Source organism: Paenibacillus terrisolis, assembly GCF_056171975.1.
The window spans coordinates 16,996-33,776 of record NZ_JBKFGG010000048.1 but is presented as its reverse complement, the minus strand read 5'-3'; the positions used below and the strand labels follow the sequence as shown (position 1 = coordinate 33,776).

Genomic DNA, 16,781 nt, shown 5'->3' with positions numbered 1-16,781 from the left:
CGATTTAGGTGAAAACTAGGGTGTGCAGAAATAATGCTGTGATTTTTAATACTTTTTTCGGCGAAATGTGTTAATATTTATGTGAATTGTTCGGTGCAAAGTTGTGCAAATTTTCACCAACTTTTTCCTGGTTGGTGGAGATTAAGGGGATGTCACTCCCCTCATTAATTAAATTACCTATTTCATGATCAAAGGAGAATCGGATATGTCGGAAACAATCACGGAAACAAAAACGGAGCAAGAAGCGGCGGTTTTGTCCGGGGGGCCGGATTTGCAGGAGCTTCTGGAAAAGCTGCTTAAGCCTGAAGTTCAGGAATCGCTCAGCGTTTTGGTGGATCAACTGCCCAAGCTGACGGAAGTGATCGGCGTGTTGACGAAGTCATACGATTTTGCTAAGTCGGTTGCTACAGACGAGGTGCTGAAGCAGGATACGATCGGAGCGCTCCAGGAAATCGCGGGCCCGGTAAAGGATAAAGTGAAGCATTTTGCGGCGGCCGCTATCGAAGCTAAAGACCGCGCCGAATCCAGTCAGGAGGCGATCGGTCTGTTCGGGCTGCTAAAAATGCTGAAGGACCCGCAAGCACAGAAGCTGCTTCGGTTTGCCAACGCGTATCTTCAAGTCGCCGGTCGCGAGACCAGTCAACATTAATAACGGGGGAAAAAGGATATGTCAAAACACATTGTTATTTTGGGCGCCGGTTACGGCGGAGTACTCAGCGCTTTGAACGTTCGCAAATATTTGAATAAATCGGAAGCCCGGGTTACCGTGGTGAACCAATATCCAACGCATCAAATTATTACCGAACTGCATCGTCTTGCGGCGGGAAGCATCTCGGAACGAGCGGTGTCGCTGCCCCTCGAGAAGTTGTTTAAGGGGAAAGACATCGATCTTCGCATCGCCAAAGTGGAGAACTTCTCGGTCGACAAAAAAGAAGTGAAGCTGTCCGACGGCACGGTTCTGACTTATGACGCTCTGGTAGTAGGCCTGGGCAGCATAACCGCTTATTTCGGCATTCCCGGCCTTGAAAAATACAGCATGGTGCTGAAATCGGCTGAAGACGCCAACTCTATTTATCGGCACATCGAATCGCGGATTCACGCCTTTTCGCAAACCGGCAACGAAGCCGATGCGACGATTCTCATTGGCGGAGGCGGCTTGACCGGCGTCGAATTGGTCGGAGAGATCGCCGACCAGATGCCGAAGCTCGCCAAAAAGTACGGCGTAGATCCCAAAGCCGTCAAGCTGCTGCTGGTTGAAGCCGGGCCGAAGATTTTGCCTGTGCTGCCGGATATGCTGATTGCTCGCGCGACAGCCAGCCTGGAAGCGCGCGGCGTGCAATTTCTGACGGGGCTCCCCGTTACGAACGTAGATGGGAATTTGATCGAGCTGAAGGATAGTCAAAAAATCACCGCCAACACCTTTGTTTGGACAGGTGGGGTTCAAGGCAATCCGCTCGTGGGCGAATCCGGGCTTGAAGTCAATCGCGGACGCGCGACGGTCAATAACTACCTTCAATCGGCGTCTCATTCCGACGTGTTTGTGGCGGGCGACAGCGCGGTTTATTTCGGATCGGACGAACGCCCTCAACCGCCGACCGCGCAAATCGCTTGGCAGATGGGCGAGTTGATCGGATATAACCTGTACGCATTCTTGACGAATAAATCCATGGAAGTGTTCAAGCCGGTCAATTCGGGGACTTTGGCCAGCTTGGGCCGGAAAGATGCGGTTGCTACCGTCGGCGCGAACAATACGGCGCTTCGCGGACTCCCGGCTACGATGATGAAGGAAGCCAGCAATATTCGTTACCTTTCCCATATCAAATCGATGGATGCCTTGGCTTATTAATGGAGCTTTAATCAAAAAGCGGCTGCCGCGGATGATGAGATAACCCGAAGCAGCCGCTTTATTATGTTCAATGACATTGATGTCGTTATTTGAAGGAATTCCAGTGCGTAATTTGATCGAGCGGAAGGCGTGGACTCGCATGAGCTGCTTTGGCCGCTTTGCCGACCGCGATCAGCAGGATTGATTTCAGGTTTTCCGGAAGTCCGAAAGCTTCGTCGAATTTTTGTGCGTCATAACCGCCCATAGGCACGGTATCGTAACCTTTAGCCTTGGCGATCAGCATAAATTGCATGGAGACCAGACCAGCGTCGAACAGGTTAATGTGTTGCATGCCTTCAGGACCTCTGGCGCCGTATCCTTTAACCAGACGTTCTACGAAATTTTGTTTGATTTCCTCGGTCATGGCGCCCATATCAACGGCTTTGCCATAGATCTCTTCCGCATGCTCGTAGGATTTCAGATCGCCAAGCACGGCAATGATCGCCGAAGCGTCCACGATTTGTTGCTGGTTATTGGCGATGGGCAGCAGCTTTTGTTTCTGATCGTCTTGATCGATGACGAGGAAACGCCAAGGCTGCAGGTTGGAGGATGAAGGAGCGGAAATCGACAACTCGAGCATTTCCGTCAGTTCCTCCCGGGAGATTTTTACTGTAGGATCATAGGCGCGAACGGAATGTCTCTCGCGAAGCACCGTATAGAAGTCATTGAGGTTAGGTTTTACTTCAGTACTCATTTCTAATCCATCCTTTCCGATTGAATTCATAGTCATTGTCAGTATAAAACTTAACTGTTATAAATTCAAGAACAGTTAGATTTCTTAGTTGATAAGCTGGGCTATCACGGCTAATCTAATAGAGAATGACCAAATGAAAGGGGAACTGGACATGACGTTAAACATCGGAATTGTCGGAACCGGCTGGTTCAGCAAAGTCCATGGGGATATTTTGGCGGGAACGGAAGGTGTGCGGGTTGCCGCGGTGACCGGGACAAGCCTTGAGAAGGCCAAGGCTCTGGCTGAACGGTATCCGGGCGCCAAAGGATACGCCAAGTTAAGCGATATGTTGGATGATTCTAAGCTGGATGGCGTTTACTTGTGTATACCGCCTATGGCTCATGGCGAGATCGAATATGAGCTGATTGCCCGTGGCATACCTTTTCTCGTGGAAAAGCCGCTCAGCACGGATCTGGAGGTTCCTCGCGGAATTTTATCGCGTCTGGAGGAGAAACCGCTGATCCATGCGGTAGGTTATCATTTCCGGTATAAGGATTCGATCCGGAGAATGAAAGAAGCGCTTCAAGGCCGGACGGTCGGCATGGCGCTGGGAACATGGATGGGGGATATGCCGCAGGTATCCTGGTGGAGAAGACAGGAGCTTTCGGGAGGACAATTTATCGAGCAGACTACCCATATCGTCGACTTGCTCCGTTATACGGCGGGCGAGGTTACGGAAGTTTATGCCGCATACGGCAACCGGATCGTGCAAAGCCAATATGAGAACGTAAACGTTACGGACATTGGAAGCGTAACCATGAAACTCGCCAGCGGCGCGGTAGCCACCATTTCCAATACCTGCGTGCTTCCGGGCGGCGTCGGCGAGGTGGGGCTTCATTTATACACCGACGGCGGAATTCTCGCTTGGAATCCTCAAGGGCTGAAGATTACCGCTCCGGGAGTAAACACGGAATATCGGGGCGAGGACAATCCTTATGCCGCCGAGACCTCCGCGTTTATCCACGCCCTGCGGACGGGAGATTCCTCGCGGATTCTTTCGAGCTACGACGACGCTATCAAAACCCAAGCCGTGACCTTTGCCGCACTGGAATCGGCCGCAACCGGCAAGCCGGTTCAAATCGGCGAGTAAGCTGGGGTATGATGTGGTAAATCGGTCCGAATCAGCGAGCGAGTTAAGTGCGCAATTCGATTCGAAACGGCGAGAACGAGTAAGTTAAATGCGCAATTCGATTCAAATCGGCGATAAACTGGGCCTTAATGACCCGACCCTGGGCCATCTACTGTTTGGCTACGCTCGATCTTAACCTCTAACGGATCTGAGAAGCGCTATTTGCGCTTTTTAGATACCACAAAAATTTTAACGGACTCAGATGATCTTATTTAGCTCTAAACGGCGTATTTTTCGCTGGTTTGGGCCAAATAGGGGTTCCTGAGTCCGTTAGCTTTTTAGATGGCCCATTTTTATTAAAATAAGGTCGCTGGAGTCCGTTAGAAGTTTATTGCATACACCATTAGCCCCGCAGATACCGCCAACTACCAGTAATCAGTACCACGGGCATTAACTCCAGCACCGACAGCAGCGCCAGCACCATCATCACACGACCAGCACCACCCATCAGCACCACCGCAACCAGTAATACCATCATCAACATCACCCACCAGCACCACCGCAACAGTAATACCATCATCACCATCAGCGCCAGCGCCAGCACCACCAGCACCAGTAATACCAGTAATACCAGCATGACCACCGCCACCGTCACAGACACCCGACCCGCCAGCCCGGCTCTATTGACGCCACAAAACAAGGCCGCCTCGAAGTCATTCGATTGACTTCACGACGGCCTTGCTTTGCGGTCTTAGCTACTTCATGACGTTCACACTCACAGCGAAATGTCATAAATCATGAAATGGGGATCCGCATCCTTCTGCTTCATTTGAACCTCGCCCTGAAGCAGCTGGACGACCGCGATTAGCGGCGCAACGATGCGGTCTTTATAAATCGCAGGCGGTACCTCAAGCGCGGCGTTCTCTCCGTTAACCGTGGCCGTTTTCGCTCCGACGGTCAGCGTAACCTTTCGGTCTCCGCGGGATAAGGTCACTTTTTTGCCGGCCGTGTCATATTTAAAGCCGATCCCCGCTGCCAAGGCAAAATCCTTGATCGGCACGCGCAAAAGATCCTTTTCTGCCGGCGGAAGCTGACCCAGATCGATCGGGTTTCCGTTAACCTGGAATTCGGCGGAAAACAGCGGCCCGGTTTTGTTCAAAATAAGGCGGTCCACCTGGGCCTCCAGCAGTTCGTTGTTTTGCTTCACCGTATCTTCGGTCACAAGATGCGAACCGCCGGCAATGTCCTCCGCAATCAATTTGTTGATGGCCGCCGAATGATGGGACAAGTCCTTGAAGGCGTCCAAATTGTAAGTAATGGAGCTGTCGCTCTGAAAATCGTATACGCTAACGTTGTCGTATGCGCTGAACCGCTTGAACATGTACTCCTTCATCTCCAACTGGTTGGCGAATCGAACCGGATTAACCTCTTTCCACAGCTGCTGGCGCAGGATGGAATAAGGCGGATAATAAATGATGAACTTGATTCTTGGATGGGCCTCGATCAGACTCATCGTATTCGTCTCAAAGTTTTGTTTCACCACATCCAGCGAAGGCTCGCTTTCCGAGGTCAACTGCTCCGCGACCCGGCCCTCGTCCCATTTAGCCCAAACCTGGGTCGGGCCATACACGGCTGAAGCGTCCCAATTGTCCAAGGTATCGAGATTGCGCATGGAGGGGAGCGAGCTTTTCGGGAGTACAAGTGCGGCCAAAGCCTGCTTCATATTGGAAATATTGAAGATATATTTGTAATCGTCCAGCTTGGAATCATCGTAGAGGTAAAAAGGAAACGTGCCTTCATCCTGAACGTTGTTGTCCCGGAACGAGAAATAATCGATCCCCCACAGCACTTTTTTGACCTGTCCCGTGCCTATCGCCAGATCCGCAATCATCCGCTGTTCCTTCGAGGTCGAGCCTTCGATCGAGAGCTTCATGACGCTGCCGCCGAGGATGCTCCCGACTTCGGAAGGAACGAAATTTTCGGTCATGGAGCTGCCGAGAATCACTGTATCGTATGTATAGTTTTTGGCGAGGCCGGGGTTTTGATAGCGCTGCTGCTTGGAGAACAGAGGAGGATAGGCGGCTTTTCTGTAGAACTGCAGCGGGTCGACCGCGTACATGAACGCCCCTGCGAGAACCCCGAACAGCAGGACGGAAACCAGAAACCAGCGAACAAAACGTATATTCTTCAAAGCGGGAAATCTCCTTATCTATATAAATTGAACTAATGATTGTGCGTATGGAGGCAACCGCATGAAATGTTCTTTCGATCGCTGTTGCTCCCGGATTTCTCTGATTAAGTAAATTCAAATTAAGGTAGAAACCCGGTCACAAAGGCGAACGCAAGCATATGCTTCCGATGCAGCTTTCTTTCAGAAAGCTTTTAGCTTCTGCCAGAACTTTTCACACTTTTGCCATGTTACTTTCTTTTGTTCAATTTACCTAGAACGTAAAATACAAAAATTCGCTAACTTGGTTGAAGTACAAAATGGAAAAGACAAACAACACCCCGATAAAAGCGGCGTATTTGAGGCTCGGCGTGAACTTGTATTTCATTTCCATGGAGTTGCGAGCGAACAGTGAGATGCCTAATGCGGCGATAATGAGCGCCAGTTGACCAAGCAGCTGCATGGACAAGGAGATTTCATGGATGTTGAACATTCCTCGCAGAACCTTAAGCGCGTCGTCCCAAGTTTTGGCCCGGAAGAAAACCCAACTGAAATTGATGAACAGAAAAGTGATCAGCCAGCCGGACCACCGCGGCAAAACCACCCCCGTCTTGCTCCAAAGCCGCTGCGCGACCTGAGCGATGCCGTGCATCAGCCCCCAGATGATAAAAGTCCAGCCTGCCCCGTGCCAGATTCCCCCAATCAGAAAAGTGGTGATCAGATTGATATAGGTGCGCAGCGTACCTTTGCGGTTTCCGCCTAAAGGGATATAGATATAATCCTTGAGAAAGCGGCTGAGCGTCATATGCCAGCGGCTCCAGAAGTCTTTAATGCTGACCGCTTTGTACGGCGAATTGAAGTTAACCGGCAGCTTGATGTTGAATACCAGCGCAATCCCGATCGCCATATCCGAATAAGCGCTGAAGTCGAAATAGAGCTGCAGCGTATAACCCAGCGCCGTGACCCAAGCCTGAATCAAGCCCAGATGGGTGGATACGTCGAAGCCTTGGGTGGCGATAGGTGCCAACGTATCGGCGATCACGACTTTTTTGAACAAACCGATGCAGAATACGAACAGTCCCCGGGCCACATTGCCGGGAACGATCGCTTTGCTTCGGATCCGGTCGAATTGTGGCATCATTTCCTTGTGATGCAGGATTGGGCCGGCGATTAGATGCGGATAGAACGTGACGAACAGCACGTAATTGACGATGCTGTATTCGTTGGCCTTCCCGCGATAGGCGTCAACGAGATAGGCGATTTGCGTGAAAGTAAAGAAACTGATCCCGAGAGGAAGGGCTAGCTCGAGCAGCTTCAGATGGGCAGAGAACAAGGAATTGACGTTAGTGATGAGAAAATCCGCATATTTATAGTAAATCAAGAGCAGCAGATTGCCGGCAATCGCAGTGGCCAGCAACAACTTTCGAATCCGGACGGGTTTGGCTGCAGCATGACCGATCGTCCGGCCCATCACATAGTTAAACAGAATCGAACCGAGGATCAGCGGCAGCGATTTTACGCTCCACCAACTGTAGAAGAATAGAGAAGCAGCCGCGAGCCACAGCTTTCCGGCTACCGGAGGGAAAAAACGATTCAATTGAAAATAAACGATAAAGGAAACGGGCCAAAAGCCGAAAATGAATGCGTAGGAATTAAACAGCAAGGATCGGGTCCTCCTTTAAAAATACACCTCAAAATGCCGCGACTGCCGGAAAGAATCTATCAAAAATTTGAAATATGTTCCAGGGCGAACAACATCAAAATTATCACATACGCCTCGCCAAAAGTCGACAAAAAAATGACCCTGCCCAAGCTGGGCAAGGTCCAATAGAGAGACATATATATCAAAAATCAGGAGGAACCACAAAGGAATGTTAGTGCAGCAGCGAGATAAGCATCGGCGCTGCGCCCAAGGTGAATAACGCCGCCAGAATCATTGAGATACTGGAGATGGTGCCGGTCAGCGAGCTAAGCTCAAAGGCCTTCGAGGTCCCGGTCCCGTGAGCGCTCGTACCGAACAATACGCCGCGGGCCACCTCGTTGTCGATGCGGAACATCTTCATTACCAGCGGTCCGATCATCGTTCCTAAGAGCCCGGTGATGATGACGAATACTGCGGTAATGTTAGGCACGCCGCCGATCACCTGGGAAACGCTCATGGCAATCGGGGTCGTTACGGAACGCGGAATCAGGCTGGTAACCAGTTCGGAATCCAGATGCAGCCATTCGGCCAGAAAAGCGGAAGAAAACATCGCCACGATCGAACCGGACAGCACGCTGACGAGAATTTCAACGGCATGTTTTTTCAGCACGTTGTAATACTTGTAAAGCGGCACCGCAAACGCGATGGTAGCCGGCTGCAGCATGGAGCTGAGCCATTGTCCCCCGGTGTGGTACGACTCGTATGGGATTTGCGCCCACATCAGGCCGATAACCAGAAACAGCGGGGTAATCAGCAGCGGGGAGAAATATATTCTCGGCCAAATTTGGTATAACCGTTTGGAAAGGCCGTATATCACCAGCGTAAACAGGAGACTAAGCAGACCGGCTATCATGACGTTTGACGCTCCTTTCGTTTCGAGATCCGGGAAGCGATCAGCCCGGAGCTCACCATGACAATTACAGTACTGAAAATAACGACGATCAAGATGCGGAAACCTTCGCTTTCAAGCAGCGGTATGTACTTCATGATGCCTACGGCGGAAGGGATAAAGAACAACAGCAGTTCGGCCAGCAGCCAATTTGCGCCTTGTTCAATCCATGACAACTTGATAATGCCCGTTTTTAAAAGAATGAAAAGGACGATAATGCCCAGGATCGAGCCCGGTATCGGTAAACGGAGCAGGTTCGCAAGATCGTTCATGATGATGGAAATGACGAACAGAACCGCTACCTGAAAAATCCCTTTTATGATCGAATTTAATCGGTCCATTGCGAATTGCTCCTTTCTAAGATTTGGTTGGTAATGAAAATATACATCAATTGCTTTCATGAGTAAAATGAATATACTGAATGTAGAACATTCCGTTTGGCTATGGATTAAAAGGAGGCCAACCATGGACATCCGTCAAATGCAATATCTCATCGAAGTCGCACGGCTTAAGAGTTTTACTAAAGCGGCGGACGCGCTGTTCATCACGCAGCCAACCATCAGCAAGACTATCAAGTCAATGGAGGAAGAGCTTGGCGTCGTGCTGTTCGATCGAATCGGGAAAAGAATCGAACTTACCGATGCCGGGCAAATTATCGTGGGGCAAGCCCAGCAGATCGTAACTTCATTTCAGAACCTGACCGCAGAACTGGATGATTTGCGCAATTTGAAGAAAGGCCATATTCGGATCGGGCTTCCGCCGATGGTTGGTTCGAGCTTTTTCCCGAAGGTGATCGGGCAGTTTCATCAAAAATATCCGGACATCCGGATTCAGTTGTTTGAGGACGGGGCGAAAAAAGTGGAGCAGGACGTGGCCAGCGGAGCTCTGGACGTCGGCGTGGTCGTGCTGCCTACCGTGCAGGAGGGCTTAAGCAGCTTTCCTTTCGTGGAAGAGAAACTGAACCTGGTCGTTCATCATTCTCATGCCCTTGCAGGGCGGAAATCGGCGGAACTGTCCGATCTATCTCAGGATGGATTCGTGCTGTTCCGCGAGGATTTTACGCTGCATGACCGGATTATCGACGAATGCCGTCAGGAAGGGTTCCAGCCCCATGTCATTTATGAAAGCTCCCAGTGGGATCTGATCAGCGAAATGGTGGCCGTAGGTTTGGGCATAACCCTCCTCCCGGAAACGATATGCCGCGAAATCGACGATGATCAGGTCAGAATCATTCCGCTCGTCAAACCGGTTATTCCCTGGAATTTGGGTATCGTTTGGAGGGACGACCGTTACCTATCGTTTGCGACCCGGGAGTGGATCCGGTTTGCACAGAAGGAGTTGGCGGCTCATTAATGAGATGTTTTTCCATCCCTGGAAAAGTTCATTGTTCCCAAAATGTTCGTTTTTTGGTACATCTATTCCCTCACGTCTACCTGTCACGATGTGCTAGGTTCATATATAATAGACGGAATATGATTTACCAAATAAACAAGATTAGGAGACAGCGCAGATGAGTTTTTTCAGAAAGAAGTCAATTGCTTCTATGATTCAGGAAAAAGCGTCCGGCTCCGGGGGGCTGAAAAAAGAGCTGGGCGTTTTTGACCTGACGATGCTGGGTGTGGGGTGCGTGGTCGGGACGGGGATTTTCGTGCTCACGGGCGTTGCGGCGGCGCAGCACGCGGGTCCGGGGCTGATTTTGTCGTTCGTGCTCGCCGGTATTGTATGCGCTTTTTGCGCGTTGTGTTATGCCGAATTCGCTTCGATGGTTCCGGTATCGGGCAGCGCCTACACTTACAGCTACGCGACCTTCGGCGAGCTGTTCGCCTGGGTTCTCGGCTGGGACCTGGCCCTCGAATATGGGTTTGCCGCCTCCATGGTTGCCAGCGGATGGTCGGGGTATTTTCAGGGACTGATATCCGGCTTTGGTCTTGATTTGCCCAAAGCGATCAGCAGCGCGTTTGACCCCGCAAACGGGACATATGTCGATGTTCCCGCCATATTAATCGTATTGCTGCTCACCTTCTTCGTTTCCCGCGGGGCGAAAGAATCGATGAGGCTGAACGCGATTATGGTCGTCATCAAAATCGCCGTCATCCTGCTGTTTATCGGCGTCGGCGTTTTCTATGTGAAACCGTCGAACTGGGCGCCTTTCATGCCGTTCGGATTCAGCGGCGTAGTGACCGGCGCGGCAACGGCGTTCCTCGCATACATCGGCTTTGATGCGGTCGCTACCGCTGCCGAGGAAGTCAAAAATCCGCAAAAGGATTTGCCGAAAGGGATCTTGTTTTCGCTTATTATTTGCTCCGTTTTATATATCGTCGTAACGGCGGTTTTGACCGGGCTTGTGCCTTACACTATGCTTGACGTCAAGAATCCCGTTGCATTCGCGCTTCAATATATTAATCAGAACTGGGTTGCCGGCTTCATCTCGCTGGGCGCCATCATCGGAATTACGACCGTTTTAATGGTGCTGATCTTCGGACAAACCCGGCTGCTGTATGCAATCGGACGCGATGGGCTTTTACCCAAAGCGCTGGCCAGACTGAATGCCAAAACCGGAGCTCCAATCGCCAGCACCTGGGTAACGGGGATTGTGGTTGCCATTCTTGCCGGGCTTATTCCGCTCAACAGACTTGCCGATCTTGTAAGTATCGGAACCTTGTTCGCGTTTATCTCGGTATCGCTCGGAATCATTATTTTGCGGAAAACCCGTCCGGATTTGAACAGAGCGTTCCGTGTACCGTTGGTTCCCCTCATTCCGGTATTAGCCGTAGGAACCTGCGGGTATCTGCTCTACAGCTTGCCGAAAATCACTTGGATTGCGTTTCTCATTTGGATGGCCGTGGGTCTCATTGTTTATTTCACGTTCAGCTATCGCCATAGTGCTTTATCCGGGGAAAGCATCAATGATTTGAACGATTAATACGAAGCATCGACAAAATCCCTTTCCGGGCACCTGGAACTTCTGTTCACGGGTACTCCGGGGAGGGATTTTTAAGTATATTTCCTTCCGCGAGAGCAGATATTAATCGGAGCACTGTACTTGCAAAGGAGAGAATGCTCTTGAAATTTTCTTTCATGTCCGCGGTCCTGGCTTGTTTGCTGTTTGGATTTGTGCCGGCAGAGGCGGCTTTCGCCGACGGGCCCTATCATTTCGGCTTTAAAAGAAGCGTGGGCGGACAGCTTCCTTCCATCAATGAAGAAGGCTTCAAGCATGTCGTTGACAAGAATGGCGCCATTTTCCTGGGCGATACATCCCGCAAAGTGATGTTTCTGACGTTTGACAACGGGTACGAAAATGGCTATACGGTACCGATTCTCGATACGCTGAAAACCAAGAAAGTTCCGGCTATCTTTTTCATTACAGGGCATTATGTCAAAGACCAGCCGGCGCTGGTCAAACGTATGGCGGCTGAGGGGCATCTCGTCGGCAATCATTCATGGAGCCACCCGGATATGACGACGATTTCCGATGAGCGAATCCGTGAGGAGCTGGACCGGGTCAAGCAAGCGACGCTGAAGCTGACCGGGCAGCAGGAAATGCCTTATCTGCGTCCGCCGCGCGGGATCTTCAGCGACCGGACGCTTCGAGTGTCGAAACAGCTCGGCTATACGAATGTGTTCTGGTCGGCCGCTTATAAGGATTGGGACGTCAACGAACAAAGGGGATCCGCGTATGCTTATCAAAAGGTGACTTCCCAATTCCATCCCGGCGCGGTGATTTTGCTTCATTCGGTCTCAAAAGACAACGCGGCTGCGCTGGGTGCGATCATCGACGAGGCTCGGCGCCAGGGGTATGAGTTCAAAAGCTTGAATGAGCTGCGTAATCCGGTCCCTTTCCCTGGCGTTCCCGACCCTGATCTGGGATTGCCGCCACGTTCAAACGAATGAGTATCTCGTGTTTGCACAAAGACCGTGTTCGGCCGAAATGGCCGTTCCGGTCTTTATATTTATGGGGCTAATTTGGGAACTTTTCACTGCGCTTGACATCGATATTTCACGCTCGTATAATTAGGCTTGCGAATAAATAGTTAAGTTAATTATTAAACAATGAAAATAAATTTGGGGGTGATTTAAAAGTGACCTTAGGTGGTGATGCAGGCGCGCATAAACTAATGGAGGCATTCCACCGGTTCCGTAGGATGGAAGTGCACAAAGCTCCCGTGGACGGTTACAAAGGAAATGAGATCCGGCTGCTGTTTTTTATCAAGCGAGGCTCTAAAGATGACGAGAGAGGCGTAACGGTTTCGGCCCTCAGCGGAATGATGGAAGTGACTTCGCCTACCGTAACTCCGCTGATCAAGAGCATGGAGAAGCAAGGCCTCATTACCCGCTATAACGATCAGGAGGATCGCAGGGTTGTCCGCGTCAAGCTGACGGAGAAGGGCGAGTCGGTTCTGCGCAAGGCGATCGAGTCCCGCACGTCGTTTATGCAAGGCCTTTACGATTTTCTCGGCGAAGAGAAAAGCAATCAATTTATTGAACTGCTGGGTCTGGTTTATGAATATCTTGAGCAGCAGCAAAGAGAATGCAGCAATGATTAGAGAAAGTGGAGATGATAGGAAATGATCAAACTTTTCCGCTATTTGAAACCATACCGTTGGCTGGTTGGAGCCGTACTGCTGCTGGTATTTTTCCAGACGCTTTCCGAACTGTACCTGCCAACGCTGATGTCCGATATCGTGGACACCGGGGTCATCAAAGGCGACACCAATTACATTTGGCGAATCGGGGGTCTCATGCTCCTTGTGGCGCTCGGAGGAATGGCCTGCTCCATCGGAGCGAGTTATTTCTCGTCAAAGTCCGCTTCGGGCTTCGGCAGACTGCTGCGGGGTAAAGTGTTTAACCACGTTTCGAATTTCTCGCTCGAAGAGTTCGACAAAGTGGGCACGGCTTCGCTGATTACCCGGACGACCAACGATATTACGCAAATCCAGCAAGTGCTGATCATGATTTTGCGGATGATGGTCATGGCTCCGATGATGTGTCTCGGCGGCATTATTATGGCGGTATCGAAGGATGCTACGCTTTCGCTTATTCTTATCGTCATTATCCCGATCCTGGCCGGATCCATTTTTTTGGTTGCATCCAAAGGGATTCCGCTCTTTAAATCCATTCAGAAAAAAATCGATAAATTGAACCTGGTCATGCGCGAAGGCCTGACGGGGATCCGGGTTATCCGTTCCTTTAACCGGATTGACCATGAGAAAGCGCGTTTTAACGAAGCCAACGCCGATTTGACGGACACTTCGATCAAGGTCAACAAAATTATGGCGTTTATGATGCCGGTAATGATGCTTGTCATGAACTTCTCGTCCGTGGCGATTATCTGGTACGGCGGATTGCGCATCGATGCCGGACATATGGAAGTCGGCGACCTGATGGCGTTCCTTCAATACGCAATGCAAATTATGTTCTCTCTGGTTATGGTATCCATGATGTTCGTCATGATTCCGCGGGCTTCGGCTTCCGCCGTACGGATCAACGAAGTGCTCGATATGAATCCGGTGATCAAGGATTCCGGCACAACGAAGTCTCCGTCGGGCAAAAAAGGGTACGTGGAATTCCAAAACGTGACCTTCAGCTATCCGGGCGCAGAGCAGCCGGCTATCAATAATATTTCATTCAGCGCGAATCCGGGTGAAGTGACTGCGATTATCGGCGGCACGGGCTCGGGGAAATCGACCATGATCAGTCTGATCCCGCGGTTCTACGACGTGGAAAGCGGAAGGGTGCTGGTCGACGGAACCGATGTCCGCGATTTGACGCAGGAAGAGCTGCGGAGCAAGATCGGCTACGTTCCGCAAAAAGCCGTGTTGTTTACGGGTACGATCACCGAAAATATCCGCTACGGTAAAGAGGACGCCACCGACGAGGAAATTCGGCATGCCGCCGCAATCGCTCAGGCTTCCGGCTTTATCGCAGAAATGGAGCAGGGCTTTGATTCGCCGATCGCCCAAGGCGGGACGAACGTATCCGGCGGGCAGAAGCAGCGGCTTTCCATCGCACGCGCGCTCGTGCGCAAACCGGAAATATATATTTTCGACGACAGCTTCTCGGCGCTGGATTTCAAGACGGACGCCAAGCTGCGCGCCGCTCTAAAACAGGAAACGAAAGAATCCACCGTTCTCATTGTCGCTCAGCGCGTAAGCACCGTTTTGGATGCGGACCGCATCATCGTCATGAACGAAAGCGAAATTGCCGGCATCGGTAACCACCGCGAACTGATGGAGACCTGCGATGTCTATAGAGAAATCGTGTATTCGCAGCTTTCGGAGGAGGAGATCGCATGAGCGAAGAACAAAAGCACAAAAGACCCGGCGGTTTCCGGCCGGGAGGCGGCAGAGGCGGCGGTCCGATGGGCATGTCGATGCCTGTGGAAAAGGCCAAGGACTTCAAAGGAACTCTCAGAAGACTGCTTCGTTATTTGAGACCTCATAAATATCAGTTGATGGCCGTATTGTTCATGGCCGTGCTAAGCACGGTTTTCAGCATCATCAGCCCTAAAATTATGGGTAAAGCGACTACGAAATTGTTCGAAGGCATCATGGGGAAACTGCAGGGTGTTCCCGGCGCCAAGATCGATTTCCAATATGTATGGCAAATCATCATGATCCTGCTCGCGCTGTATGCGCTGAGCGCTTTGTTCAGTTACTTCCAGCAATGGCTGATGGCCGGCGTTGCGCAAAAAACGGTGTTCGATTTACGCCGCGACGTCAACGACAAGCTGTCCCGTCTGCCGCTGAAATATTTCGACGCCCGGACCCACGGGGAAATCCTGAGCCGGGTTACGAATGACGTCGACAATATCAGTACGACGCTGCAGCAGAGCATGACCCAGCTCATTACGTCAATCCTGACCATTATCGGGGTTATCGTGATGATGCTGACGATCAGCCCGCTGCTGACTTTGATCGCTGTGCTGACTCTGCCGCTTAGCGTCGTGGCGATCACCTCGATCGCGAAACGCTCGCAAAAGCAGTTCGTCCGGCAGCAAAAGGAACTTGGCCAGCTGAACGGTCATGTCGAAGAAATGTATACCGGCCACACCATAATCAAAGCGTTTGGCCGTGAAAAGAAATCTCTGGAGCATTTCGACACCATTAATGAAAGATTGTACGAAGCCGGTTGGAAAGCGCAGTTCAACTCCGGCGTGATCATGCCGATCATGAGCTTTATCGGGAACATCGGCTACGTGCTGGTTTCGGTTGTCGGCGGCATTCTCGTCACCAAGAAGTCGATCGAAATCGGGGACGTTCAAGCGTTCATTCAATATTCGCGGCAATTCACAATGCCGATTACGCAAACCGCAAATATCGCGAACATCATCCAATCGACCGTCGCTTCGGCGGAACGCGTTTTTGAAGTGCTGGACGAAGAAGAAGAAGTTCCGGAAGCTTCGAATGCGGTGGCGCTGCAAAATCCGAGAGGCGATGTAGCGTTCAACCACGTGAAGTTTGGTTATGATCCGGAGAATATTCTGATCGAGGATATGAACATCGACGTGTCCCAAGGCCATACAATCGCGATCGTAGGACCAACCGGAGCGGGCAAAACAACACTGATCAATTTGCTGATGCGGTTCTACGAGTTGAACGGAGGTTCGATTACCGTAGACGGCGTCAACATCACCGATCTGAAGCGCGGCGATTTGCGCAGTTTGTTTGGCATGGTGCTGCAGGACACATGGCTGTTTAACGGAACGATCCGCGACAACATCGCGTACGGACGCGAAGGCGCAAGCGAAGCGGAAGTCGTGCGGGCGGCCAAAACGGCGCATGCCGATCACTTCATCCGGACGCTTCCCGGCGGATATGACACGATCCTGAACGAAGAAGCGTCGAACATTTCGCAAGGACAAAAGCAGCTTCTGACGATCGCGCGCGCTATTTTGGCCGATCCGGCGATCCTCATTCTGGACGAAGCGACAAGCAGCGTCGATACGCGGACGGAGGTTTATATTCAAAAGGCGATGAACGAGCTGATGAAAGGCAGAACCAGCTTCGTGATCGCGCACCGTCTGTCGACGATCAAGGACGCCGATCTCATTCTGGTCATGAACCACGGCACTGTGATCGAGAAAGGCACCCACGAAGAATTGCTGGCTAATGGCGGATTTTATGCCGACCTTTACAACAGCCAATTTTCCAAAGGCGGCTTCGATCAAGAGGTGGGCTGAGCATTCAAGCAATCAAAAAGAGGGCATCCCGAAAGTCATCATAGATGACGGAGGGACGGCCCTCTTTTTCTCTATGCCGATTATCGTCCCCATGCAGCGTCGGAGCGGCTTTCTTGCAAGCGCCTCGACCCTGTTCAGTACAGGGAGCGTCGCCCAC

At 51.2% G+C, this 16,781-nt stretch carries 15 protein-coding genes; 9 read left to right on the top strand and 6 right to left on the bottom strand.

What is annotated here, in order from left to right; translation table 11 throughout:
* The first annotated feature begins 205 nt into the window (after positions 1-205).
* The gene (locus tag ACI48K_RS24330; RefSeq protein WP_475030231.1) at positions 206-649 is read left to right on the top strand and encodes a helical membrane plugin domain-containing protein; all 444 of its coding nucleotides are present in this window, start codon (positions 206-208) and stop codon (positions 647-649) included.
* Between the two features lie 18 nt (positions 650-667).
* Positions 668-1,846, top strand: a complete 1,179-nt coding sequence (locus ACI48K_RS24325) for an NAD(P)/FAD-dependent oxidoreductase (protein WP_475030230.1) — start codon at positions 668-670, stop codon at positions 1,844-1,846.
* A gap of 85 nt (positions 1,847-1,931) precedes the next feature.
* Here the strand turns inward: ACI48K_RS24325 and ACI48K_RS24320 are convergent, their stop codons facing one another.
* Positions 1,932-2,579 carry a nitroreductase family protein gene (locus ACI48K_RS24320; RefSeq protein ID WP_475030229.1) on the bottom strand — a complete coding sequence of 216 codons (648 nt, stop codon included), beginning with the start codon at positions 2,577-2,579 and terminating at the stop codon, positions 1,932-1,934.
* A 151-nt stretch (positions 2,580-2,730) separates the two neighbouring features.
* Between ACI48K_RS24320 and ACI48K_RS24315 the strand changes: the two genes are divergently transcribed.
* Positions 2,731-3,708: a Gfo/Idh/MocA family protein gene (locus ACI48K_RS24315; RefSeq protein WP_475030228.1), complete on the top strand. Its 978-nt coding sequence runs from the start codon at positions 2,731-2,733 to the stop codon at positions 3,706-3,708.
* 382 nt (positions 3,709-4,090) lie between these two features.
* Here the strand turns inward: ACI48K_RS24315 and ACI48K_RS24310 are convergent, their stop codons facing one another.
* The 5 genes from ACI48K_RS24310 to ACI48K_RS24290 form a co-directional block, all read right to left on the bottom strand.
* On the bottom strand, positions 4,091-4,324 hold the full coding sequence (locus ACI48K_RS24310) for a hypothetical protein (RefSeq protein WP_475030227.1): 234 nt from the start codon (positions 4,322-4,324) through the stop codon (positions 4,091-4,093).
* A gap of 138 nt (positions 4,325-4,462) precedes the next feature.
* Positions 4,463-5,878, bottom strand: a complete 1,416-nt coding sequence (locus tag ACI48K_RS24305; RefSeq protein WP_475030226.1) for a copper amine oxidase N-terminal domain-containing protein — start codon at positions 5,876-5,878, stop codon at positions 4,463-4,465.
* Positions 5,879-6,128: 250 nt separating this feature from the next.
* Positions 6,129-7,517, bottom strand: a complete 1,389-nt coding sequence (locus ACI48K_RS24300) for an MBOAT family O-acyltransferase (RefSeq protein ID WP_475030225.1) — start codon at positions 7,515-7,517, stop codon at positions 6,129-6,131.
* A gap of 211 nt (positions 7,518-7,728) precedes the next feature.
* Positions 7,729-8,409, bottom strand: a complete 681-nt coding sequence (locus ACI48K_RS24295) for a CidB/LrgB family autolysis modulator (RefSeq protein ID WP_475030224.1) — start codon at positions 8,407-8,409, stop codon at positions 7,729-7,731.
* On the bottom strand, positions 8,406-8,786 hold the full coding sequence (locus ACI48K_RS24290) for a CidA/LrgA family protein (RefSeq protein ID WP_475030223.1): 381 nt from the start codon (positions 8,784-8,786) through the stop codon (positions 8,406-8,408). The genes ACI48K_RS24295 and ACI48K_RS24290 overlap by 4 nt, the downstream gene beginning before the upstream one ends.
* Positions 8,787-8,910: 124 nt before the next feature.
* Here ACI48K_RS24290 and cidR point away from each other — a divergent pair, with 124 nt between their 5' ends.
* From cidR to ACI48K_RS24260, 6 genes are all read left to right on the top strand, one after another.
* Positions 8,911-9,798: a cidABC operon transcriptional activator CidR gene (gene cidR / locus ACI48K_RS24285; protein ID WP_475030222.1), complete on the top strand. Its 888-nt coding sequence runs from the start codon at positions 8,911-8,913 to the stop codon at positions 9,796-9,798.
* 157 nt (positions 9,799-9,955) lie between these two features.
* Positions 9,956-11,368: an amino acid permease gene (locus tag ACI48K_RS24280; protein WP_475030221.1), complete on the top strand. Its 1,413-nt coding sequence runs from the start codon at positions 9,956-9,958 to the stop codon at positions 11,366-11,368.
* Between the two features lie 155 nt (positions 11,369-11,523).
* Positions 11,524-12,336 carry a delta-lactam-biosynthetic de-N-acetylase gene (gene pdaA / locus ACI48K_RS24275; protein ID WP_475030247.1) on the top strand — a complete coding sequence of 271 codons (813 nt, stop codon included), beginning with the start codon at positions 11,524-11,526 and terminating at the stop codon, positions 12,334-12,336.
* Positions 12,337-12,524: 188 nt separating this feature from the next.
* Entirely contained in the window at positions 12,525-12,989 is a 465-nt protein-coding gene (locus ACI48K_RS24270; RefSeq protein WP_475030220.1) for a MarR family winged helix-turn-helix transcriptional regulator, read from the top strand.
* A gap of 21 nt (positions 12,990-13,010) precedes the next feature.
* Positions 13,011-14,738: an ABC transporter ATP-binding protein gene (locus ACI48K_RS24265; RefSeq protein ID WP_475030219.1), complete on the top strand. Its 1,728-nt coding sequence runs from the start codon at positions 13,011-13,013 to the stop codon at positions 14,736-14,738.
* On the top strand, positions 14,735-16,624 hold the full coding sequence (locus tag ACI48K_RS24260) for an ABC transporter ATP-binding protein (RefSeq protein ID WP_475030218.1): 1,890 nt from the start codon (positions 14,735-14,737) through the stop codon (positions 16,622-16,624). The genes ACI48K_RS24265 and ACI48K_RS24260 overlap by 4 nt, the downstream gene beginning before the upstream one ends.
* Positions 16,625-16,781 lie beyond the last annotated feature (157 nt).